At 67.9% G+C, this 22,420-nt stretch carries 19 protein-coding genes; 10 read left to right on the top strand and 9 right to left on the bottom strand.

Features of this window, described 5'->3' with window-relative positions:
• Positions 1–59: 59 nt before the first annotated feature.
• Positions 60–449 carry a secondary thiamine-phosphate synthase enzyme YjbQ gene (locus AC5Y5O_RS16745; protein WP_207768526.1) on the bottom strand — a complete coding sequence of 130 codons (390 nt, stop codon included), beginning with the start codon at positions 447–449 and terminating at the stop codon, positions 60–62.
• A 212-nt stretch (positions 450–661) separates the two neighbouring features.
• Here AC5Y5O_RS16745 and AC5Y5O_RS16740 point away from each other — a divergent pair, with 212 nt between their 5' ends.
• A complete protein-coding gene (locus AC5Y5O_RS16740; protein ID WP_096286665.1) occupies positions 662–1,285 on the top strand; it encodes a hypothetical protein in 624 nt (207 codons plus the stop codon).
• A 4-nt stretch (positions 1,286–1,289) separates the two neighbouring features.
• Here the strand turns inward: AC5Y5O_RS16740 and AC5Y5O_RS16735 are convergent, their stop codons facing one another.
• On the bottom strand, positions 1,290–2,645 hold the full coding sequence (locus tag AC5Y5O_RS16735) for a replication-associated recombination protein A (RefSeq protein WP_096286663.1): 1,356 nt from the start codon (positions 2,643–2,645) through the stop codon (positions 1,290–1,292).
• 228 nt (positions 2,646–2,873) lie between these two features.
• Between AC5Y5O_RS16735 and AC5Y5O_RS16730 the strand changes: the two genes are divergently transcribed.
• The 4 genes from AC5Y5O_RS16730 (at position 2,874) to AC5Y5O_RS16715 (ending at position 11,048) form a co-directional block, all read left to right on the top strand.
• Entirely contained in the window at positions 2,874–3,914 is a 1,041-nt protein-coding gene (locus AC5Y5O_RS16730; RefSeq protein WP_500025859.1) for a DUF2189 domain-containing protein, read from the top strand.
• Between the two features lie 43 nt (positions 3,915–3,957).
• Positions 3,958–4,992 (top strand): hypothetical protein, encoded by a 1,035-nt coding sequence (locus AC5Y5O_RS16725; RefSeq protein ID WP_500025857.1) that lies wholly within the window; start codon positions 3,958–3,960, stop codon positions 4,990–4,992.
• A 66-nt stretch (positions 4,993–5,058) separates the two neighbouring features.
• A complete protein-coding gene (locus AC5Y5O_RS16720) occupies positions 5,059–8,388 on the top strand; it encodes a transglutaminase family protein (protein ID WP_500025853.1) in 3,330 nt (1,109 codons plus the stop codon).
• 26 nt (positions 8,389–8,414) lie between these two features.
• Entirely contained in the window at positions 8,415–11,048 is a 2,634-nt protein-coding gene (locus AC5Y5O_RS16715) for a circularly permuted type 2 ATP-grasp protein (RefSeq protein WP_500025851.1), read from the top strand.
• On the opposite strand, the gene AC5Y5O_RS16710 is transcribed toward AC5Y5O_RS16715, so the two are convergent.
• Together AC5Y5O_RS16710 and AC5Y5O_RS16705 are read right to left on the bottom strand one after the other, a co-directional pair.
• A complete protein-coding gene (locus AC5Y5O_RS16710) occupies positions 11,045–12,094 on the bottom strand; it encodes a zinc-binding metallopeptidase family protein (RefSeq protein WP_500025850.1) in 1,050 nt (349 codons plus the stop codon). The two genes, AC5Y5O_RS16715 and AC5Y5O_RS16710, sit on opposite strands and share 4 nt — an antisense overlap.
• A complete protein-coding gene (locus AC5Y5O_RS16705; protein WP_096286653.1) occupies positions 12,087–13,019 on the bottom strand; it encodes a transglutaminase family protein in 933 nt (310 codons plus the stop codon). Before AC5Y5O_RS16705 ends, AC5Y5O_RS16710 begins: the two co-directional genes overlap by 8 nt.
• A 90-nt stretch (positions 13,020–13,109) precedes the next feature.
• Here AC5Y5O_RS16705 and AC5Y5O_RS16700 point away from each other — a divergent pair, with 90 nt between their 5' ends.
• Positions 13,110–13,499, top strand: coding sequence for an MmcQ/YjbR family DNA-binding protein (locus AC5Y5O_RS16700; protein ID WP_096286651.1), 390 nt, complete (start codon positions 13,110–13,112; stop codon positions 13,497–13,499).
• 6 nt (positions 13,500–13,505) lie between these two features.
• Here the strand turns inward: AC5Y5O_RS16700 and AC5Y5O_RS16695 are convergent, their stop codons facing one another.
• From AC5Y5O_RS16695 to aspS, 3 genes are read right to left on the bottom strand one after another with little or no spacing between them, the layout of a single operon-like run.
• Positions 13,506–14,570 (bottom strand): FUSC family protein, encoded by a 1,065-nt coding sequence (locus tag AC5Y5O_RS16695; RefSeq protein WP_096286649.1) that lies wholly within the window; start codon positions 14,568–14,570, stop codon positions 13,506–13,508.
• A 47-nt stretch (positions 14,571–14,617) separates the two neighbouring features.
• Complete coding sequence (locus AC5Y5O_RS16690; protein ID WP_096286647.1) at positions 14,618–15,061, bottom strand: nitroreductase family deazaflavin-dependent oxidoreductase; 444 nt, start codon at positions 15,059–15,061, stop codon at positions 14,618–14,620.
• Positions 15,058–16,833 carry an aspartate--tRNA ligase gene (gene aspS, locus AC5Y5O_RS16685; protein WP_096286645.1) on the bottom strand — a complete coding sequence of 592 codons (1,776 nt, stop codon included), beginning with the start codon at positions 16,831–16,833 and terminating at the stop codon, positions 15,058–15,060. The genes AC5Y5O_RS16690 and aspS overlap by 4 nt, the downstream gene beginning before the upstream one ends.
• A gap of 60 nt (positions 16,834–16,893) precedes the next feature.
• On the opposite strand from aspS, the gene AC5Y5O_RS16680 reads away from it, so the two are divergent.
• From AC5Y5O_RS16680 to ypfJ, 3 genes are read left to right on the top strand one after another with little or no spacing between them, the layout of a single operon-like run.
• Positions 16,894–17,781 carry an oxidoreductase gene (locus AC5Y5O_RS16680; protein ID WP_207768525.1) on the top strand — a complete coding sequence of 296 codons (888 nt, stop codon included), beginning with the start codon at positions 16,894–16,896 and terminating at the stop codon, positions 17,779–17,781.
• A gap of 26 nt (positions 17,782–17,807) precedes the next feature.
• A complete protein-coding gene (locus AC5Y5O_RS16675) occupies positions 17,808–18,311 on the top strand; it encodes an SRPBCC family protein (RefSeq protein ID WP_096286643.1) in 504 nt (167 codons plus the stop codon).
• 19 nt (positions 18,312–18,330) lie between these two features.
• Positions 18,331–19,209: a KPN_02809 family neutral zinc metallopeptidase gene (ypfJ, locus tag AC5Y5O_RS16670; RefSeq protein WP_096286642.1), complete on the top strand. Its 879-nt coding sequence runs from the start codon at positions 18,331–18,333 to the stop codon at positions 19,207–19,209.
• Positions 19,210–19,242: 33 nt separating this feature from the next.
• Here ypfJ and AC5Y5O_RS16665 read toward each other — a convergent pair whose 3' ends face one another.
• A complete protein-coding gene (locus AC5Y5O_RS16665) occupies positions 19,243–19,683 on the bottom strand; it encodes an Rv2576c family protein (RefSeq protein ID WP_096286640.1) in 441 nt (146 codons plus the stop codon).
• An 89-nt stretch (positions 19,684–19,772) separates the two neighbouring features.
• Here AC5Y5O_RS16665 and AC5Y5O_RS16660 point away from each other — a divergent pair, with 89 nt between their 5' ends.
• On the top strand, positions 19,773–21,377 hold the full coding sequence (locus AC5Y5O_RS16660; protein WP_096291040.1) for a purple acid phosphatase family protein: 1,605 nt from the start codon (positions 19,773–19,775) through the stop codon (positions 21,375–21,377).
• On the opposite strand, the gene AC5Y5O_RS16655 is transcribed toward AC5Y5O_RS16660, so the two are convergent.
• Entirely contained in the window at positions 21,374–22,396 is a 1,023-nt protein-coding gene (locus AC5Y5O_RS16655; protein WP_096286638.1) for an Rv2578c family radical SAM protein, read from the bottom strand. The two genes, AC5Y5O_RS16660 and AC5Y5O_RS16655, sit on opposite strands and share 4 nt — an antisense overlap.
• Positions 22,397–22,420 lie beyond the last annotated feature (24 nt).

The raw sequence follows: 22,420 nt of genomic DNA, 5'->3' as shown, positions 1-22,420 counted from the left end.
CCAACGACGCGTTTCGACCGCTCACAGTACCGGTCCCGGCGCCGTCCCCTACCCGGCAGCTAACCCTCCAGAAAGCTCAACCGCACCGAGCGGCGCGGGTTGTCCCGGTTGAGGTCGACCAAGACGACGCTTTGCCACGTGCCCAGCTGCGGCTCGCCGGCCGCGACCGGCAGCGTCACCGAGGGCGCGACGATCGCCGGCAGCACGTGGTCGGCGCCGTGTCCGGCCGAGCCGTGCGCGTGCCGGTAGCGGCCGTCGCGGGGCAACAACCGTTCCAAGGTCTCGACCAGGTCGTCGTCGGATCCGGCGCCGGTTTCGATGATCGCCACCCCGGCCGTCGCGTGCGGGACGAACACGTTGCACAGACCGTCGCCGTACGAGAAGCAAAACCTGCGCACCGCATCGGTCAGGTCCACGATGCGACGACTGCTGGTGTCGACCTCGAGCACATCCGTCTGCATCCGATCAAGCGTACGGCGCGACCACTGGACGTGCCCTGGACCAGCCATCCGTTTGTGAGCGCGGCCACAGCCGGAGAACACCGCGAGAACACTGCGGCGAAGCCATTGCCAGCGGTAGCGGGGAGGAGGAAGGTTATTTGCCAGGGGGCCGTTGGCGCGCAACGCAGGGGGCGTTGCTCCGAGGAGTTAGGGGTCCATCCGTGTTCGCACGTTCTTTCACCATCGAGGGACAACCCGAGTCGATCGACACCGGAATCGCGCATTGTCGCGAGGTCGTGGTGCCCGCCATGGAGGAGCTTGAGGGGTGTGTCGGCCTTTCGCTGTTGGTCGACCGGCAATCGGGCCGCTGCATCGCCACCAGCTCATGGGAGAGCATCCGGGAGATGCGCGCCAGCGCCGAGCGGGTGGCCATCATCCGCGACCACATCGCGTTGATGTTCGACGGCAGCGCCAGCGTGCAGGAATGGAGCGTGGCCTTCCTGAACCGTCGCCAGCCGTCGCACGAGGGCGCCGCGGTGCGGGCCACCTGGGTCAAGATCGTGCCGGACCAGCTCGAGCGCTCTCTCGACTTCTACCAATTGGTCGTGGTTCCGGAGATGGAGGACCTCGAGGGTTTCTGCAACGCCAGCCTGCTGGTCGACCACCCCACCTGCCGGCGGGCGGTGTTGTGCACGACGTTCGACAGCCCGGAGGCGATGGCTCGCAACGGTGACGCGGCCAGCGAGCTGCGCAGCCGCCGGGCCCGCGACCTGGGCGCCGAGATCGTCGACGTGGCCGAGTTCGAGCTGGCGATCGCCAACGTGAAAGTGGCCGACCTGGTCTGAGGCGTCAGCCGCGGTTGCGGCGGATGATCGCGCGCAGCCGTTCCAGCCGTCCGCCGATCTCGCGTTCGACGCCGCGCCCGGTCGGCCGGTAGTAGTCGACGCCGGTCAGCTCGTCCGGCGGATATTGTTGTGCGACAACGCCATCCGGGTGGTCGTGCGCGTATTTGTAGCCCTGCGCGTTACCCAGTGCGGCCGCTCCCGAATAGTGACCGTCGCGCAGATGCGCCGGAACCAGACCCGCCTTGCCGGCCTTGATGTCGTTCATCGCCGCGGCCAGTGCGGTGGTCACCGCGTTCGACTTCGGCGCGGTGGACAGGTGAATGGTGGCGTGCGCCAACGTCAGTTGCGCCTCGGGCATGCCGATCAGCGCCACCGTCTGCGCGGTGGCGACCGCGATCTGCAGCGCCGTCGGATCGGCCATCCCGATGTCCTCGCTGGCCAGGATCATCAGCCGGCGCGCGACGAACCGCGGGTCCTCTCCCGCGACCAGCATGCGGGCCAGATAGTGCAGCGCGGCGTCGACGTCGGAGCCACGCACCGATTTGATGAACGCGCTGATAACGTCGTAGTGCTGATCGCCGTCACGGTCGTAGCGCACGGCGGCTTTGTCCAGTGACTGCTCGACGGCCGCCACCGTCAGCTCGCCGCCCGCCTCGACCGTCTCCGAGGCGACTTCCAGCGCGGTCAGCGCGCGCCGGGCGTCGCCGGCGGCCAGTTGCACCAGCAGGTCGACGGCCTCGGGCTGCACGCCGATCTGGCCGCCCAGCCCCCGCGGATCGTCAATGGCGCGCTGCACCACGGTCCGGATGTCGTCGGCCGTCAGCGGGCGCAGCTGCAAGATCAGCGATCGCGACAGCAGCGGCGCCACGACCGAGAACGACGGGTTCTCGGTCGTCGCCGCCACCAGCAACACCACCCGGTTCTCCACCGCGGACAGCAAGGCGTCCTGCTGGGTTTTGGAGAACCGGTGCACCTCGTCGATGAACAGCACCGTCTGCTCGCCGGAAAGAAGGGCCTTGCGGGCGCTGTCTATGACCGCCCGGACGTCTTTGACCCCCGCCGACAACGCCGACAGCGCTTCGAATCGGCGGCCGGTCGCGCGCGAGACCAGCGCCGCCAACGTCGTCTTGCCGCTGCCCGGCGGCCCGTACAGGATGGCCGAGGCCACCCCCGAGCCCTCGACCAGGCGGCGCAGCGGCGAGCCGGGCGCCAGCAAGTGGTCCTGCCCGACGACTTCGTCCAGCGAGGCCGGGCGCATCCGCACCGCCAGCGGCGCGCCGGCGGACACGCTCAGGGCGTCGTTGGCCGTCTGCGATTCGCCGGGCAGGTCAAACAGACCGTCGGACACGGCTTCAGGCATACCACGCAGCTGGGGCAGGGACGCGTATTGGCCGCTGGGATCCGCAAGGGACCCCGCAAAGGGCTCCAAAACAGGCCCCGAAACAACCCGCGAAACAAGCCCCGAAACAACCTCCGGAACAACCGAAGCCCAATCCTCGCTCCCCCGCCGCATATTTGCTAAGTTCCGGGTTGCCTAGTTCCGCGCGTATGCCCAGCAAGCGATTCCGACAGCAAATTAGGACGGCACATGAGCCAGCCCCCTGAACAGCCAGGCGACCCGGCCGAACCCTTCGCTGGCGACCAGAACCCGCCGGGCTACGCGCCACCACCCCAGCACGCCGCGCCGGGCTATGGCACCCCGCCTCCGCCTCCTCCGGGTTACGGCCAGCCGCCTGCCGGCTACGGCGCACCACCTCCCCCGCCGCCCGGCTACGGCGCACCGCCGCCCCCGCCCCCCGGCTACGGCGCACCGCCGGCGGGCTACCCGCCGCCGCCCGGTTTCGGCGGCTACGGGGAACCAGCGTCCCCGCAGTTCGACGTCACCCAGGCGTTCAAGTGGGCGTGGGGCAAGTTCCAGCAGAACATCGCCACACTGGTCGTTCCGGTCCTGATCTACGTCGCGGTGATCACCATCTTCGCCCTGATCGCCGCGCTGCTGCCGATGGTTTTCGGTGAGACCACGAGCACCACCTACACCGACAGCTACGGCGAGACGACCAGTGGCGTGGACATCGCGTACGGCCCGGCGTCGATCGCGGTCATGGTCGTCGGCTACGTGCTGCTCTTCATCGCTGCGATCTACATGCACGCGGGGGTGACGACCGGCTGCCTGGACATCGCCGACGGCAAACCGGTGACGATCGGCACGTTCTTCAAACCACGCAATGTCGGGGCGGTGTTCGTCGTCGCGTTGCTGATTGCGTTAGGCACCGTGGTCGGATCGATCCTGTGCATCATCCCCGGCATCATCTTTGCGTTCGTCACCTTGTTCGCCATCCCGTTCGCCGTCGACCGATCGCTGTCACCGGTGGAATCCATCAAAGCCAGCATCGCGACGACGCGGGCCAACCTCGTCCCTGCGCTGCTGTCGTGGCTGGTGCAGTACGCGGTGGTGCTGGTCGGCGAGCTGCTCTGCGGGGTGGGCATGATCGCGGCCATCCCGGTTGCCGCGCTGATCCAGGTCTACACCTACCGCAAGCTTTCCGGCGGTCAGGTCGTTGAGCTGGCGCAGCCCGGTTACCCGGCGGGACCGCCCGCCGGGCCCCCACCCGGACAACAGCTCGCCTAGCCAGGCCAATCCAAGTTCCGCGCGTGCACGTTAGGACGACAACATGAGCCAGCCCCCCGAACATCCAGGCGATTCGGCCGAACCTCTCGGCAGCAGCCCCACTCCTCCGGGCTATGGGCCACCTCCCGGAAGTGCGCCACCACCCGGCTACGGCCCACCTCCCGGAAGCGCGCCACCTCCCGGATACGGCGCACCGCCGCCCGGATACGGCCCACCCCCCGGTTATGGCGCGCCCCCGCCGCCACCCCCGGGCTATGGCCCACCCCCCGGTTACGGCGCTCCTCCTCCCGGCTACGGACCGCCCCCGGGCTACGGCGGCCCGGCCAAGCCGCAATTCAGCGTGGGTGATGCCTTCAGCTGGGCCTGGAACGCCTTCACCAAGAATGCCGTCGCGCTGATCGTTCCCACCCTTGTTTTCGGTCTGCTGTTCGCCGCGTCGTCCGCGCTGAACTTCGTAGGCCAGAACATGAGCTCGAACGTGACCCCATACGACTCGTCCGACTATGACTTCGCGTTCGCGGCGAATCTCAGTCCCACCGGTATGGCCGTCGCCGGGCTTGGCTACGTCGTCTCCCTGATTGTGACCGCGTATGCCCAGGCCGCGTTCTTCTCCGGATGCCTCGATCTCGCGGACGGGCGGGCGGTGAGCATCGGATCCTTCTTCAAGCCACGCAACCTCGGCATGGCGTTTCTCGCCGCGATCCTGGTCAGCATCGTCACTTCGGTCGGCTATGCCGCGTGCTTCCTTCCGGGCATCATCGTGGGGATCTTCACCCAGTTCATCATCCTGTTCGTGGTCGACCGCGGGGAGAACGCCTTCAAGGGGTTCGCCTCGGGCTTCTCGTTGGTCGCCTCGAATTTCCTCAACGCCCTGCTGGTGTGGTTGGTCACCATGGCCACGATCATCGTCGGTGCGCTGTTGTGCGGTGTCGGCCTCGTGGTGGCCGCCCCGCTGGTGGCGCTGATCCTGACGTACTCCTACCGCAAGCTTTCGGGTGGTCAGGTGGTGCCGGTGCAGCAGCCCGGCTACCAGCCCGGACCGCCCGCCGGCCCCCCGCCGGGACCGGTTTCCGCGTAACCGACCCGGCTCTGCCCGCTCGCGGCGCGCTGCGGCGCTGCGGCCCTTGTGATGAGATCAGCGGTTATGAGCATCAAAGTTGCGCTGGAGCATCGCACCAGCTACACCTTTGACCGGCTGGTTTCAGTGTTCCCGCACGTGGTGCGGTTGCGCCCGGCTCCGCACTCGCGCACGCCCATCGAGGCATACTCGCTGCGCGTCGAGCCCGCCGACCACTTCATCAACTGGCAGCAGGACGCGCTCGGCAATTTCCTTGCCCGGCTTGTGTTTCCGAATCCCATGCAACAGTTGACGATCACCGTCGGCCTGATCGCCGACCTCAAGGTGATCAACCCGTTCGACTTCTTCATCGAAGACTGGGCCGAAACATGGCCTCCCGCTTCGGGGTTGATCTACCCCAAGGCGCTCGCCGACGATCTCAAGCCCTATCTGCGCCCGGTCGACGAGGACATCGAAGGGTCGGGCCCCGGTGAGCTGGCGCGGGCCTGGGTGGAGAACTTCTCGGTGCCCAACGGCACCCGCACCATCGACTTCCTGGTCGCACTCAACCATGCGGTCAACGCCGACGTGGCCTACAGCCTGCGGATGGAACCCGGCGTCCAGACACCGGATTTCACGCTGCGCACCGGTGTCGGATCGTGCCGTGATTCGGCATGGCTGCTGGTGTCGATCCTGCGCCAGGTCGGGCTGGCCGCCCGGTTCGTCTCCGGCTATCTGGTGCAACTGGCCTCCGACGTGGAAGCCCTCGACGGGCCGTCGGGGCCCGCGGCCGATTTCACCGACCTGCACGCGTGGACCGAGGTGTACATCCCCGGCGCGGGCTGGATCGGGCTCGATCCCACGTCAGGACTGTTCGCCGGGGAAGGCCACATCCCGCTGGCGGCCACCCCGCATCCCTCGAGCGCTGCTCCCATCACCGGCAGCACCGACCCGTGTCAGACCACTCTGGAGTTCTCCAACACCGTCACCCGCATCCATGAGGATCCGCGCGTCACGCGGCCCTACGCGGAGGCGGCGTGGGAGACCATCTGCGCGGTCGGCCGCGGTGTCGACGAGCGGCTTGCCGCCGCCGATGTCCGGCTGACGGTCGGCGGCGAACCGACCTTTGTGTCGGTGGACAACCAGGTCGATAAGGAGTGGACGACCGCCGCAGACGGTCCGCACAAACGAGAGCGCGCGTCGGCGCTGGCCGCTCGGCTCAAAGCGGTGTGGGCTCCGCAGGGGCTGATCCATCGCGGCCAGGGTCGGTGGTATCCAGGAGAACCGTTGCCGCGCTGGCAGATCGGGCTGTACTGGCGCACCGACGGGTTGCCACTGTGGACCGACGACGCGCTGCTGGCCGACCCCTGGGCGGCGCAGCCGACGAGTTCGACCGCGGACACCGAGACGGCCTACAAGATCCTCGCCGAGGTCGCCGAAGGTCTGGGGTTGCCGCTGTCCCAGGTGCGGCCCGCCTTCGAGGACCCGTTGGCCCGGCTGGCGGCCAAAGTCCGCCTCCCGCAGGGCGACGCGGTGCAACCCGGCGATGACCTCGCCGACGACGACGCCGAGGCGCGCGCGGCACTGCTGGCTCACCTCGACGAAACCACCACGGCCCCAGCCGCATTCGTGCTTCCACTACACCGCCGCGACGACGACCTGGGCTGGGCCAGCGCGAACTGGAAGCTGCGCCGCGGCCGCGTCGTGCTGCTGGAGGGAGATTCGCCCGCTGGGCTGCGACTGCCCCTGAATTCGATCAGCTGGAAACCGCCGCGGCCGTCGTTCGGCGTCGATCCCACCGCCGTGTCGCACACCCTGCCGGCGGAGTCGTCCAGCGCGCCGGTGGAGGACTCGGACACCGCGCCGCCGACCGCGATGGTCGCCGAGGCCCGGGACGGGCTGCTCTACGTGTTCATCCCACCCACCGAGGCGCTGGAACACTTCGTCGACATCGTCGCCCGCATCGAGGCCGCGGCCGCCAAAACCCGCAGCCCGGTCGTCATCGAGGGTTATGGCCCGCCGCCGGACCCGCGGCTGCAGTCGACGACGATCACGCCCGACCCCGGCGTGATCGAAGTCAACATCGCGCCCACCGCCAGTTTCGACGAACAGCGCCAGCAGCTCGAAACGCTTTACGAGCAGGCACGATTGGCCCGCCTGTCCACGGAGTCGTTCGACATCGACGGCAGCCACGGCGGCACCGGGGGCGGCAACCACATCACGCTCGGCGGCGTGACGCCGGCGGACTCGCCGCTGTTGCGCCGCCCGGACCTGCTGGTCTCGCTGCTGACCTACTGGCAGCGGCACCCGTCGCTGTCCTACCTGTTCGCCGGCCGGTTCGTCGGCACCACTTCGCAGGCGCCACGGGTCGACGAGGGTCGCGCCGAGGCGCTGTACGAGCTCGAGATCGCGTTCGCCGAGATCGCCCGGCTCGCTTCATCTTCCAAGGGTGGGGCGCCACAACCGTGGGTGACCGACCGTGCGCTGCGGCACCTGCTGACCGACATCACGGGCAACACCCACCGCGCCGAGTTCTGCATCGACAAGCTCTACAGCCCCGACAGCCCCCGTGGCCGGCTCGGCCTGCTGGAGCTGCGCGGTTTCGAGATGCCGCCGCACCTGCGGATGGCGATGGTGCAGTCGCTGCTGGTGCGCTCGCTGGTGGCCTGGTTCTGGGACGAGCCGCTGCGCGCCCCGCTGATCCGGCACGGGACTAATCTGCACGGCCGATACCTGTTGCCGCACTTCCTGATTCACGACATCGCCGACGTCGCCGCCGACCTGCGCGCGCACGGTATCGCGTTCGAGACCAGCTGGCTGGACCCGTTCACCGAATTCCGGTTCCCGCGCATCGGTACCGCGGTCTTCGACGGCGTCGAGATCGAGCTGCGCGGAGCGATCGAGCCGTGGAACACCCTCGGCGAGGAGGCCACCGCGACGGGCACCGCCCGTTATGTCGACTCCTCGGTCGAGCGTCTGCAGATCCGCGTCATCGGCGCCGACCGGCACCGCTACGTGGTGACCTGCAACGGCTATCCGGTGCCGTTGCTGGCCACCGACAACCCCGACATCCACGTGGGCGGGGTGCGGTACAAGGCGTGGCAGCCGCCCAGCGCGCTGCATCCGACGATCACCACCGACGTGCCGTTACAGTTCGAGCTGATCGACCTGACGTCGGGCACCTCGCGCGGCGGCTGCACCTATCACGTCTCGCATCCCGGTGGCATGGCGTACGAGGAGCCACCCGTCAACGCCGTTGCGGCCGAATCGCGGCGAGCCCGACGGTTCGAGGCGATCGGCTTCACCCCCGGCAAATTGGACCTCGCCGGCCTCCGGGAGAAGCAGGCCCGGATATTCACCGATATCGGCGCGCCGGGCATTCTCGACCTGCGGCGCGTGCGTACCGTGCAGCGGTGATGGCGTCTTTGGAAACTGGCATCTAGATGGCACTCGACCCGTCGGCGGTTTCGGCCGAGCATTACGACGCCGATCGCCTGCTGGCCGGGTACCGGACCGCACGCGCCCAGGAAGCACTGTTCGAGGTGCGCCCCACCGGCTCGCTGGGAGCCGGCTACGACGAATTCCTCGGCGAAGACGGACACGTGCGGCCGGCCTGGACCGAGCTGGCCGACACGGTCGCCGAACGTGGCCGCACCGGGCTGAATCAGCTGCGCTCGGTGGTGCACAACCTGATCGACAACGACGGAATCACCTACACCGAAGTCGATCCCACCAGCGGCCACGCCCTCGAACCCCGGCCGTGGAGCCTGGACACCCTGCCGATCGTGGTGTCCGCGGCCGACTGGGAGGTGCTCGAGGCGGGGCTGGTGCAGCGCTCGCGGCTGCTCGATGCCGTGCTGGCCGACCTGTACGGGCCGCGCCGGCTGCTCACCGACGGCTTGCTGCCCCCGGAGCTGGTGTTCGCCCACCCCGGATACGTGCGCGCGGCCAGCGGAATCGAAGTGCCGGGCCACCACCAATTGTTCATGCACGCCTGCGATTTGAGCCGGTTGCCCAGCGGCTCCTTCGAGGTCAATGCCGACTGGACGCAGGCGCCCTCGGGCGCCGGTTATGCGCTGGCGGATCGGCGCGTGGTGGCGCACGCGATTCCGGATCTCTACGAGCGGATCGCGCCGCGGCCCAACACACCGTTCGCGCAGGCGCTGCGGCTGGCGCTGATCGATTCTGCGCCCGACGACGCCCAGGACCCGGTGGTCGTGGTGCTCAGCCCGGGCATCTACTCCGAAACCGCGTTCGACCAGGCGTATCTCGCGACGCAGCTGGGTTTTCCGCTGGTGGAAAGCGCCGACTTGGTGGTCCGCGACGGCAAACTCTGGATGCGTTCGCTGGGGACGCTCAAGCGGGTCGACGTCGTTCTTCGCCGCGTGGACGCGCTCTACGCCGATCCGCTGGACTTGCGCGCCGATTCCCGGCTCGGGGTGGTGGGCTTGGTGGAGGCGCAACGCCGCGGCACGGTGACCGTCGTCAACACGCTGGGCAGTGGAATCCTGGAAAGCCCTGGGCTGCTGCGTTTTCTGCCCGAGCTGGCCGAGCAACTGCTCGGCGAAGCCCCGCTACTGAACACGGCGCCGGTGTACTGGGGAGGCATCGACAAGGAACGTTCGCACCTGCTGGCCAACCTCTCGTCGCTGTTGATCAAATCTACCGTCGGCGGGGAAACCCTTGTCGGACCGACGCTTTCGTCGACCCAGCTGACCGGACTCGCCGCACAGATCGAGAGCATGCCGTGGCAGTGGGCCGGCCAGGAGCTACCCCAATTCTCCTCCGCACCGACCGACCACGCCGGAGTGTTGTCGTCGGCGGGCGTGGGCATGCGGCTGTTCACGGTCGCCCAGCGCAGCGGCTATGCCCCGATGATCGGCGGCATCGGCTACGTAGTGGCTCCGGGTCCCGCCGCTTATGAGTTGAAAACTGTTGCGGCTAAAGATGTTTGGGTTCGACCCACCGAACGTGTGCGAGCCGAGACCATCACGTTGCCGACCGAGGCGCAACCGGTCAAGACCGCCGCGGGCACCTGGGGCGTCAGCTCGCCGCGGGTGCTCTCCGACCTGTTCTGGATCGGCCGCTACGGCGAGCGCGCGGAAAGCACCGCCCGGCTGCTGATGGCGGCCCGCGACCGCTTCCACGTCTACCGCCACCATCAGGACACCGAGGAAAGCGAGGTGGTGCCGGTGCTGATGGCCGCCCTGGGCCACATCACCGGCAGCGACACCGGGGCCGACAACGACCACGCCGAGATGATCGCGATCGTCCCGTCGACCTTGTGGGCGTTGACCTTCGACCCGGACCGGGCGGGATCTCTGATCCAGTCCGTGGAGGGCCTCGCCCTGGCCGCCAGGGCGGTGCGCGACCAGATGTCCAACGACACCTGGGTGGTGCTGGCCAACCTGGAGCGCGGACTCGCGCACCGGCCCGAGCCGCCGCAATCGCTGGCCGAGGCCGACACCCGGCTCGCGTCGGCGCACGGACGCACCCTGGCCGGGATGCTGACCCTGTCGGGGGTGGCCGGCGAGTCGATGGTGCGCGACGCGGGCTGGACGATGATGGACATCGGCAAGCGGATCGAACGCGGCCTGTGGCTGACCGCATTGCTGGGCGCCACGCTCACGACGGTGCGCAGCGCGGATGCCGAGCAGACCATCATCGAGTCGACGCTGGTGGCCTGCGAATCGTCGGTCATCTACCGGCGCCGCACCGTCGGTCAGGTCAGCATCGCCGCGGTGACCGAACTGATGCTGTTCGACGCGAAAAACCCCCGCTCCCTGCTCTATCAGCTGGAGCGGCTACGGGCCAACCTCAAGGACCTGCCCAGCGCGTCGGGGTCGTCACGTCCGGAGCGGACCGTAGAGGAGATCAGCACGCTGCTGCGCCGCTCGGACCCCGCCGAGCTGGAGGTGGCCGTCGACGGGCACCGCGAAGAGCTGGCCGACCTGCTCGCCACGATCCACACCGAGTTGCGCGACCTGGCCGGCGTCATCACCGACACGCAGTTGACCCTGCCCGGCGGCATGCAGCCGCTGTGGGGCCCGGACGAACGACGGGTGATGCCCGCCTAGCCCGCGACGGCGGCCGGCGTGTCCGCCGTCGTCACCTCTTCGATGACGTTATGGATGAACTGCATCTTCTCCAGCACCGGGGCGGGCAGCACGAACGGGTACAGGTCGTCGTGGCCCATCGAGCGGTTCACCATGTTCAGCGACCACGACAGCGGCAGCCACAAGTCGATGATGGCACCAAACGCGCTGGGGCCCAACGGTGGTCGATCAAAGGTCGCCGAGGCCGGCGCGAATCCGGACCACGCGCAGGTGTCCAGGGTGTCGCGGATGTGCAGGTAGTGGGCGAACGTCTCGGCCCAATCCTCGGCCGGGTGCATCGTCGCGTACGACGACACGAAACTTTCCTGCCAGCCCTCCGGTGCACCCTGGTTGTAATGCCGATCCAGCGCTTCCTGATAGTCGGCATCGGGATCGCCGAACAACTCGTTGAACCGCCGCAGGTAATCGTCCGACGTGATGAGGCGGTAAAAGTAGTAGTGCCCGACCTCGTGGCGGAAGTGCCCGAGCAACGTCCGGTAGGGCTCGTCCATCTCGACCCGTAGCTGCTCCCGGTGCACGTCGTCGCCCTCGGCCAAATCGATTGTGATGACGCCATTTTCGTGGCCGGTCATCACCTTTTCCTGCCCACTCGACAGCAACCGGAAGGCCAGCCCGTAATCGGGGTCCTGATCGCGGCCGATGACCGGCAGCCTCAGCTCGTGCAACTCGACGATCAGCCGCCGCTTGGCGGCCTCAGCCGCCGCGAACTCGGCCAGGCCGACCGAGTCGGCATCGTTGGGCCGTTCGGTGGTCAGTACGCACGATGCGCACAGCAGCCGCGGGTTGTTGACTGGCACCAGCCAATTGCACACGGCCACTTGACGGTTAGCGCACAGCTCATACTCGGAGGCGCTGACGAAGCCAGGCTTCTCGCTGGCCTCGCCGTCGGTGATCACCAGCAGAGCCATCTGATCAATTGAGAACCCCAGCGCGCTACCACAATTCAGGCAAGTGGAGTTCTCGAACGTCAGCCGCTGTCCGCAGTTGGGGCAATTGAAATCACGCATGGAGTTCGTCCCCTTCGAAGGGCACCACGTCGACGGCCACGTCGATCACGCTGCGTTCGGAGTCGGTGTAGATGATGCCGCGCAGCGGTGGGACGTCGGCGTAGTCACGGCCCCGCCCCACGATGATGTAGCGCTGGTCGACCATTTGGTCATTGGTGGGATCTAGCCCAAGCCACTCGAACTGGCCGGGTTCCTGCGGGGTCCACACCGCGGCCCAGGCATGGGTCGCGTCGATGCCGATCATTCGTTCCTTTCCGGGGGGCGGGTCGGTGGCCAGATAACCGGACACGTAGCTGGCCGCCAACCCATTGGCTCGCAGGCAGGCGATCGCCAGCCGTGCAAAGTCTTGACATACCCCTTCCCGGGCCGCCAGAACCTCTTTGACCCCGGTGGAAATCGTCGTCGACCCCGATCGGTAGGTGAAGTCGGCGTAAATCCGCGACGTGAGATCGCGCAGCACCTCGATCAGCGGGCGTTCGGGTACGAAACTGGGCGCCGCATAGTCGCGGACCTCGTCGGTGATCTCCGGTGGATTCAGGTCCAGGGCGAATTCGGTGGCCAGCGCTCCCCGGCGCCCGGCCGGCCGGGCCGCTTCCCAGGGCTGCAGCGCCGGCCCGCTGCGGTAGCGCTGCGGGGGCGCCGGATAGACGTCGACGATGGAGTCGCTGGTGACCGTCAGGGCGGTGTGCGGCTCGGTGACATGGAAGTACGAACTGATGTTGCCGTACCCATCGACGCTGGTAGAGCTGTCGGCAGGGGGCGGGTCGATCGTCAGGCGGTGCGCGATGCAGCGCTGGCGCTGGGAGTCGCGCGGCGTCAGGAAGCCGCGGCCGTAGGAGCTGGTCACGATGTCCGAGTAGCGGTACTCGGTGCGGTGGGTGACGCGATGGCGGCGGGTGTCCGGCTCATGCACTGCAGAAGACACGACTGACCTCCTGATATCTCCGAATGCGTGGGTGGGCGACCGATAGCCAATACGGCTCCAACCGCACCCTAGCGGGAGCACAATCGACGTGTGGCCACCTGGGACGATGTCGCCCGGATCGTGGATGAGCTGCCACTCACCCGCGAGCAGTCACCGCATGACTGGAGGGTCGGCAAGAAGTTGCTGGCGTGGGAGCGACCGCTGCGCGTATCGGACCGCGCCGCGCTGGCGGCCAACGGGGTCCAGGCGCCCGAGGGCGACATCCTCGGCGTCTGGGTGTCCGACGAGGGCGTCAAGTTCGCGCTGGTCGCCGACGAGCCGGACATCTACTTCACCACGCCGCACTTCGACGGCTATCCCGCGGTGCTGGTCAGGCTGGCCGCGATCGACGTCCGCGGTCTCGAGGAGCTGATCACCGAAGCCTGGCTGACGCGCGCGCCCAAGAAGCTGGTCCAGGAGTATTTGACCGGCTCGATCTGAGCACCCCTACCGCTGGCCCAGGTCGATCACCCGCTGCAGGTCGTCGACGCACGCCTGGACGACGTCGGCCAGCACCACTTCGTTTCTTTCCCGCGCGTTCGCGAGCAGCAGCGAGGTATGCCGGCGGGCGGCTTCGACATGGCTGGTCGCGGTCGCGGGATCGGAGTCGGCCAGCGCCGTCGCCTGCGCGAGATCGTCGAGCACCGCCTCCGCCGGTTGCGGGAGCCGGGCGCAGCAGCCGTCGACCGCGGGGACCACGGCACGGGCCAGCTGCAGCACCGAGACGGCGAGCAGGGCCAGATGCAGGGCCTGGTGATCCGCGGCTTGCACGGCGTCGCGAAGTCCCCACCGCCGCGGGGCGAATCGCACGACCTGACGCGCCGTGGCCCGCGCCTGGATGAGGCCGCTCAGCTGCTCGTGCACCCTGTCGACGGCGGGCAGCGGCCAGTCCCGAGCGGGAACGTCACGGCCGCGGGCCAGAGCACCGGTGCGGTCCAGCACCGAATGCAGGGTGCGCAACACTTCGACACGCGCGCTGCGCAGCACGACGAGCGGGTCGGCCGGAAACAGCAGGGTGGCGACGACGATCGCCAGTCCCCCACCGATCAGCGCATCGTAGATGCGTTCCCAGCCGACACCGCTGCGATAGAGGGCGATCACCAGAATCGACGACACGACGGTCTGGTTGGCGAACATCATCCCCTGACCGATGTAGCCCTGACCGATGAAGACCGCCGCCAACAGCGCGGCCAGCGCCGCGATCGTGATGGACACCGCGCCGGGTCCGCACAGCGCCTGCACCAGGGTCCCCGTCCCGATGCCCAGGGTCACCCCGACGATCATCTGGATCGCGCGTTGCGCGCGCAGCACGTTGCTGGTCGACAACGACACCGCCGCGGCGATCGGGGCGAAGAACGGTTGCGGGTGTGCCAGCAGGTCATGCGCGATGTACCACGACAGACCCGCTGCTACCGACGTTTGCACGAGATAGAACCACACGCCGCGGACCCGTTGGAAACCCCCGACGACGGCCCGGCCCGCGAACGGCCGCGTCAGCAGCGAAGTGCTCATCTCGCCTGCTTACCGCAGCGCCGGTGCGCGCGGCAATGCGAGACGTGTCAGCCGCGCCGCAACTCGAACAGCGGAATGACCCGGCTGGTCTTCGACTGGTATTCGGCGAACACCGGCGCCGCGGCGACAACCTTGGGCAGGATCGCTTCACGCTCGGCAGGCGGCAGTTCGCGGGCGGTGGCGTCGTAGGTGTCCACGCCGGAGTCGGTGGCCACCTCGAGGTGGGCCTGCGGGTTGGCGCGCAGGTTGTGTACCCACGCCGGATCCTTGGGCGACCCGGCGAACGAGCCGAGGATGATCAGCTTGCCGTCGATGTCGAAATACGCCAGTGGCGATAACCGCGACTGCCCGGACTTGGCGCCCGTCGTGGTGAGCAGCAACAGCTTGGCACCTTCGAACGGTCCGCCTACCTTGCCGCCGTTAGCGCGAAATTCGTCGGCGATGGCGGTGTTGAAAGACTTGACGGTTTCGGTATCTGAGGTCTCGGTCATGCTTGGTCAACCCGTTTGGGTTTGGCATCTATTCCGGACTCTTTGCGTTGCTGGGCGGTGATCGGCGCGGGCGCATCGGTCAGCGGGTCCACGCCGCCGCCCGTCTTCGGGAAGGCGATCACCTCGCGGATGGAGTCCACCCCGGACAGCAGGGCGTTGATCCGGTCCCAGCCGAACGCGATGCCGCCGTGTGGTGGCGCGCCAAACGTGAACGCCTCCAACAGGAATCCGAACTTCTCCTGCGCCTCGGCTTGGTCCAGGCCCATCACCGCGAACACCCGTTCCTGGATGTCGCGGCGATGGATACGGATCGAGCCGCCGCCGATCTCGTTGCCGTTGCAGACGATGTCGTAGGCATCGGCGAGCACCACACCGGGATCGGAGACGAGGGCACCCTCGAACTCCGGCTTGGGCGAGGTGAACGCGTGGTGCACCGCGGTCCAGGCGCCGGAGCCGACGGCGACGTCACCGGCGGCGGTCGCGTCCTCGGCGGGTTCGAACAACGGCGGGTCGACCACCCAGACGAACGCCCAGGCGCCCGCGTCGATCAGGTTGAGCCGCTGGGCGATCTCGCCGCGCGCGGCACCCAGCAGCGCGCGCGACGCCTTCGCCGGGCCGGCGGAGAAGAAGATGCAGTCGCCCGGGCCGGCCCCGACGTGGCCGGCCAGCCCGTCGCGTTCGGCGTCGGTCAGATTCTTGGCCACCGGACCACTCAGCTCGCCGTCGTCGCCGACCAGCACGTAGGCCAGCCCGCGGTGCCCGCGCTGTTTGGCCCAGTCCTGCCAGCCGTCCAGCGTGCGGCGCGGCTGCGACGCCCCGCCCGGCATCACCACCGCACCGACGTACGGCGCCTGGAACACCCGGAATGTGGTGTCGGAGAAGAACTCTGTGCACTCGACGAGCTCCAGCCCGAAGCGCATGTCCGGCTTGTCGGACCCGAACCGCCGCATGGCGTCGGCGTAGCTGATCCGCGGGATCGGCGTCGGGATCTGGTAGCCGATCAGGGCCCACAGCGCGGTCAGGATCTCCTCGGAGATCGCGATGATGTCCTCGACGTCGACGAAGCTCATCTCCATGTCGAGCTGAGTGAACTCCGGTTGCCGGTCGGCACGGAAATCCTCGTCGCGATAGCAGCGCGCGATCTGGTAGTAGCGCTCCATGCCGGCGACCATCAGCAACTGCTTGAACAGCTGCGGACTTTGCGGCAGCGCGTAGAACGATCCGGGGTGCAGCCGCGCCGGCACCAGGAAGTCGCGCGCGCCCTCCGGCGTCGAACGGGTGATCGTCGGCGTCTCGATCTCGACGAAGTCGTGACGCGCCAGCACCGACCGGGCGGCGGCATTCACTTTGGAGCGCAACCGAATTGCCGCCGCCGGTCCGTCGCGGCGCAGGTCGAGGTAGCGGTACTTGAGCCGCAGCTCCTCCCCCGCCGGCTCGTCCAATTGGAATGGCAGCGGCGCACTTTCACCGAGCACGGTCAACGACGTGACGTTCAGTTCGACATCGCCGGTGGGAATCTCGGCGTTGGCGTTACCCTCCGGGCGGATCTCGACGACGCCTTGCACCGCGACGCAGAACTCGGCGCGCAACCGGTGCGCCTGTTCCAGCACGTCTGCCGCGCGGAACACCACCTGCGCGATGCCGGACGCGTCCCGCAGGTCGATGAAGATGACGCCACCGTGATCGCGGCGGCGAGCCACCCACCCGACCAGCGTCACCCGTTGGCCGGCGTCGCGATCCCTTAGCGAACCAGCGGCGTGGCTGCGCAGCACGAATACTCCTCTTTACGTTGGACGACTGACCAGTCTAAGGGGCGGTGTAACTTCGCTTTTATCGCCACAAACATCGCTCTCGTCGGTCCCGGCGCTGTCGGCACGACGGTCGCCGCACTGCTGCACAAGGCCGGGCATTCGGTGCTGATCTGCGGCCGCACGCCCCGCGCCAGCATCGAACTGCGTCCCGACGGCCAGGACCCGATCGTGGTGCCGGGGCCCGTGCACACCGATCCCGATCACGTGTCCGGACCCGTCGACGTGGTGATACTGGCGGTCAAGGCCACCCAGAACGAGGCCTCGGCCGGCTGGCTCTCGCGCCTGTGCGCCGAGCACACCATCGTCACGGTGCTGCAGAACGGCGTCGAGCAGGTCGAGCAGGTCCAGCCGCTGTGCCCGTCGTCGCCCGTGGTTCCGGGGATCGTCTGGTACGGCGCCGAGACCCAGCCCGAGGGCTGGGTGCGGCTGCGCACGGAGCCCGCACTGGTGCTGCCCAGCGGCCCTTCGGCGCAGACGGTTGCCGAGCTGCTGCGGGACGCCGGCTGCCGGGTGGACTGCGACCCCGACTTTCTCACCAGCGCCTGGCGCAAATTGCTGCTCAACGCGTTGGCCGGGTTGATGGCGCTGTCGGGACGGAGGTCCGGGATGTTCCACCGCGACGACGTCGCCGAGCTGTCGCACCGCTATGTCGCCGAATGTCTGACCGTCGCGCAGGCCGAAGGCGCCCGGTTGCCCGACGATATCGTCGGCGAATTGGTCGGCACCTTCCGCAGCGCGCCGCAGGACATGGGCACCTCGATCCTGGCCGACCGGGAGAACCACCGGCGGATGGAATGGGACCTGCGCAACGGGGTGATCATCCGCAAGGCACGCGCGCACAACCTGCCGACACCGATCAGCGATGTGCTGGTGCCACTGCTGGCCGCGGCCAGCGACGGTCCCGGCTGAGGGACAGGCAGGCTAGGGTCGTCGCCATGCATCCCTGCGAGCGCGTCGATCTCGACTTCATCGAGAACGCGCCATTCCGGTTTCGCAACAGCGTCGACCTGGCCATCACACCCGAGCAGGTTTTCGAGGTGCTGGCCGACGCCGAGGCCTGGCCGCGCTGGGCGTCGGTGATCACCAAGGTGACCTGGACCAGTCCCGAGCCGCGCGGGGTGGGCACCACCCGCATCGTCGAGATGCGGGGCGGTATCACCGGTGACGAGGAATTTCTGGCCTGGGAGCCGTTCACCCGCATGGCCTTCCGGTTCAACGAGTGCTCCACCAAAGCCGTCGCCGCTTTCGCCGAGGACTACCTAGTCGAGGTCATCCCCGGCGGCTGCCGGCTGACCTGGACCATGGCCCAGAAACCGGCCGGGCCGGCCCGATTTGCGATGGTCTTCACCGGGCCGCTGCTGAACCTGGGCCTGCGCCGGTTCTTGAGCAACCTGCGCCGCTATACCGACAACCGATTTGCTGCTACGCAACAACGTTAGGTGTGTGCAAAGCTAAACCATGACCTTCAACGAGGGTATGCAGATCGACACCAGCACCGCGGCGTCATCCGGCGGTGGCGGCATGGGGATGGCCCTCGGGGGCGGCGGGATCGGGTTGCTGATCCTGGTAGCGGCCTTGTTCCTCGGCATCGATCCCGGCAAGGTCATGGCCCCGCAGGGCGCGAACACCGGCGGCTACTCGGCGCCCGGATTCGACCTTAGCCAGTGCAAGACCGGAGCCGACGCCAACAAGTACGTGCAGTGCCGCGTCGTCGCCACCGGCAACTCGGTGGACGCGGTGTGGCACCAGCTGATGCCGAACTACACCCGCCCGCATGTGCGGCTGTTCACCGGATCGGTCAACACCGGCTGCGGACCGGCCACCACCGCGGTGGGGCCGTTCTACTGCCCGGTCGACCAGACCGCGTATTTCGACACCGACTTCTTCAAGGAACTGGTCGATAGATTCGGTTCCAGCGGTGGGCCTTTCGCGCAGGAGTACGTGGTCGCCCACGAATATGGCCACCACGTCCAGCAGTTGCAGGGCAACCTGGGCCGCGCCCAGCAGGGCGCACAGGGCGCCGGCGGGAACGGGGTCCGCACCGAGTTGCAGGCCGACTGCTACGCCGGCATCTGGGCGCACTACGCGTCGACGGTCAAGCAGGAAAGCACCGGCGTACCGTACCTAGAGCCGTTGAGCGACAAAGACATTCAGGACGCGCTCTCGGCTGCCGCCTCGGTCGGCGATGACCGGATCCAGAAGGAGTCGACGGGTCGCGTCAATCCCGAGTCGTGGACCCACGGATCCGCCGCACAACGCCAAAAGTGGTTCACCGTCGGCTACCAGACCGGCGATGTGCAGCAGTGCGACACGTTCGCCTCGACGAACCTCGGCTAGACCCACGCCCGGCCGGAGGCCCGGCCGGGCCGACTAACCGGCCTTGCAGGTGACGGTGGTGGTGGCGTCCGCCTGGGCGATCACCTGACCGTCCACCGCGATCTCGCAGTGGAACGAGGCCGGGCCGTTGCCCGAGTCCGGCCAGTGCAGCATGCCGCTGGCGGTGATGCTCGCGTACTGGTTCGGGTTTGCCAGCGTTGCCGTGTAGGTGACCGGCGTTCCCCCGCTGAGTGGGGCCTGCACGCTGGTCATGAACTTCGACGGGTCCGCGCTGTAGGCGGACGGGCTGGGCGGATCGGAACTCACATAGTTCACCGTGGCCGTCAGGTTGCCGGTCGAGGTGATCGTGTAGGTCACCTGGTGGCCGTCCGCATGCGCCGTCGCCGGTCCGAGAATCACTCCCCCTACCAGCGCAAACGCTGCCAACGCCGCCGCGCCGGCCCCTTTTCGCAGGTTCGTTTTCACGCTCGTCATATCGAAAACGCTACCGGATTTGTTACCGACGGCTCCGGCGTTCACCCTTCGATATGCCAACGGACGCCCGGCTCGGGTATGAAGCAGGCATGACCGACGACGTCGATCCGGCCGTTCCGGACAGCGCGCCTGGCATTAGCCGCCGCCGGTTGTTGACCACCAGCGCCACCTCCGCGGTCGTCGGGTTGGGCGTCGGCGCCGGCGTCGGGGTGGGGACCGCCGCGCTGTTGTGGTCCGACTCGCACGAGCCCGGACTGCTGCGTCAGCCGGATCGCAGCGGCGCGCCGCCGGTGTTCGGCCTGCACCTGCAATTCGGCAAGAACGCCGGCACCGAGGTGGTGGTGTCCTGGCACAGCACCGAGACCGTCCGCAATCCGCGGGTGATGCTCGGCACGCCGGGGTCCGGTTACGGCCAGACCATCGCTGCAGAAACCCGAACGTATCGAGATGCCAAGTCCAACAATGAAGTTCGCGTCAACCACGCTCGCCTGACCAATCTGACGCCGGACACCGACTATGTGTACGCCGCGATCCACGACGGCGCCGAACCGGAGCAGGGCACCGTGCGGACCGGGCCCGTCGGGCGAAAGCCGTTGCGCTTCACAAGCTTCGGCGATCAGTCCACCCCTGCGCTGGACAAGATGCCCGACGGCACCTACAGCACCGACAACATCGGCTCGCCCGCGGCCGCCGACACCACGCTGGCGATCGAGCGTCTAGGTCCGTTGTTCAACCTCGTCAACGGCGACCTGTGCTACGCCAATCTCGCCCAGGACCGCGTCCGCACCTGGTCGAACTGGTTCGAGAACAACACGCGCTCGGCGCGCTACCGGCCGTGGATGCCGGCCGCCGGTAATCACGAAAACGAGTTGGGCAACGGGCCGGTCGGCTACGGCGCGTACCAGACGTACTTCACGGTGCCCGATTCCGGGGCAAGCCCCGAATTGCGGGGGCTCTGGTACTCGTTCACCGCCGGTTCGGTGCGAGTGATCAGCCTCAACAACGACGACGTGGCCTACCAGGACGGCGGCAACTTCTACGTCCACAACTATTCGGGTGGCGAGCAGAAGCGTTGGCTGACAACCGAACTCGCGGCGGCGCGGCGCGATCCCGATATCGACTGGGTGGTCATCTGCATGCATCAGACCGCCGTCTCCACCGCCGAACGGGCCAACGGCGCCGACCTCGGCGTCCGCGAGCAATGGCTGCCACTGTTCGACCAGTACCAGGTCGATCTGGTGTTGTGCGGTCACGAACACCACTACGAGCGGTCTCATCCGTTGCGGGGAACCGAAAGCACCGACACCCGGACGCCGATAGCCGTCGACACCCACGACGTGATCGATACGACCCGCGGGACGGTGCACGTCGTCGCGGGTGGCGGCGGCACCTCGGCACCGACCAACGGCATGCTCTTCCCCGAACCCCGGTGCCGGGTGATCACCGGCGTCGGAGCGTTCGATGCTTCGATCGGGCGCAAGAAGCCGATTTACGTCGTCGAGGACGCACCCTGGTCGGCGTTTCGCGACTTCGAGAACCCTTATGGCTTCGTGGCTTTCGACGTCGATCCGGGCCAACCGGGCGGCGACACCTCGATCAAGGCCACGCATTACGCGCTGCGCGGGCAACTCGGCGCGGTCGCGGTCGTGGAGCAGTTCACCCTGACCAAACCGCGCGGCGACAAGCCCGCTTAGAACAGCGTGGGCTGACCGGGTTCCGGCCCGGACTTCGGCGCCTGCGAAAACGGTCGCTGGTCACCGGTCAGCCGGTGTTTGACGATCAGCGCAGCGGCCCGCGCCCGCAACATTTCGCGGTAGTCGGGCGGCAAATACGCTCCGCGCCGGTACAACTCGCGGTAGCGGCCGACGAGTTCGGGATGGGAACCGGCCAGCCAGGACATGAACCAGCCGCGGGTGGATCGGCGCAAATGCAGGCCGAAGACGGTGACGCTGGTGGCGCCGGCGGCCGAGATCTGGCCGAGCAGTCCGTCGAGGTGCTCGACGGAGTCGGTGAGGTGCGGCAGCACCGGCGCGACCATCACGTGGCAGTCGAGGCCGGCGTCGCGGATGGCGGCGATCAGACCCAGGCGCGCCTGCGGCGTCGGCGTTCCCGGCTCGACGTCTCGGTGCAGCTCCGCGTCGCCGACCGCCAGCGACACCGCGACCGACACTGGAACCTGTTGAGCCGCAGCGGTTATCAGTGGCAGGTCACGCCGCAGCAGCGTGCCTTTGGTCAGAATGGACAGCGGCGTGCCGGATTCGGCGAGCGCGCCGATGATGCCGGGCATCAACGCGTAGCGGCCCTCGGCGCGCTGGTACGGATCGGTGTTGGTGCCCAGCGCGACCGCTTCGCGTCGCCACGACGGCCGGCGCAGCTCGCGGCGCAATACCTGCGCGACATTGGTCTTGACCACGATCTGGGTGTCAAAGTCGGTGCCGGGGTTGAAATCCAGATATTCGTGGGTGGGGCGGGCGAAACAATAACGGCAGGCGTGCGAGCAGCCGCGGTAGCCGTTGACGGTATAGCGAAACGGCAGCGCGGCCGCGTCCGGAATTCTGTTGAGCGCCGATTTGCACAGCACCTCGTGAAAGGTGATCCCCTCGAACTGGGGTGCGCGGACACTGCGGACCAGGCCGATCCGCTGCAGTCCTGGTAATGCCCCGTCGTCGACCGGTTCCCCGTTGACAGCGACGGCCTGTTTTGCCCACCGCATACCACTATTCGAACAATTGTTCGA

Source organism: Mycobacterium sp. NGS40, assembly GCF_059812735.1.
This window is presented reverse-complemented; position numbering and strand designations above follow the sequence as displayed.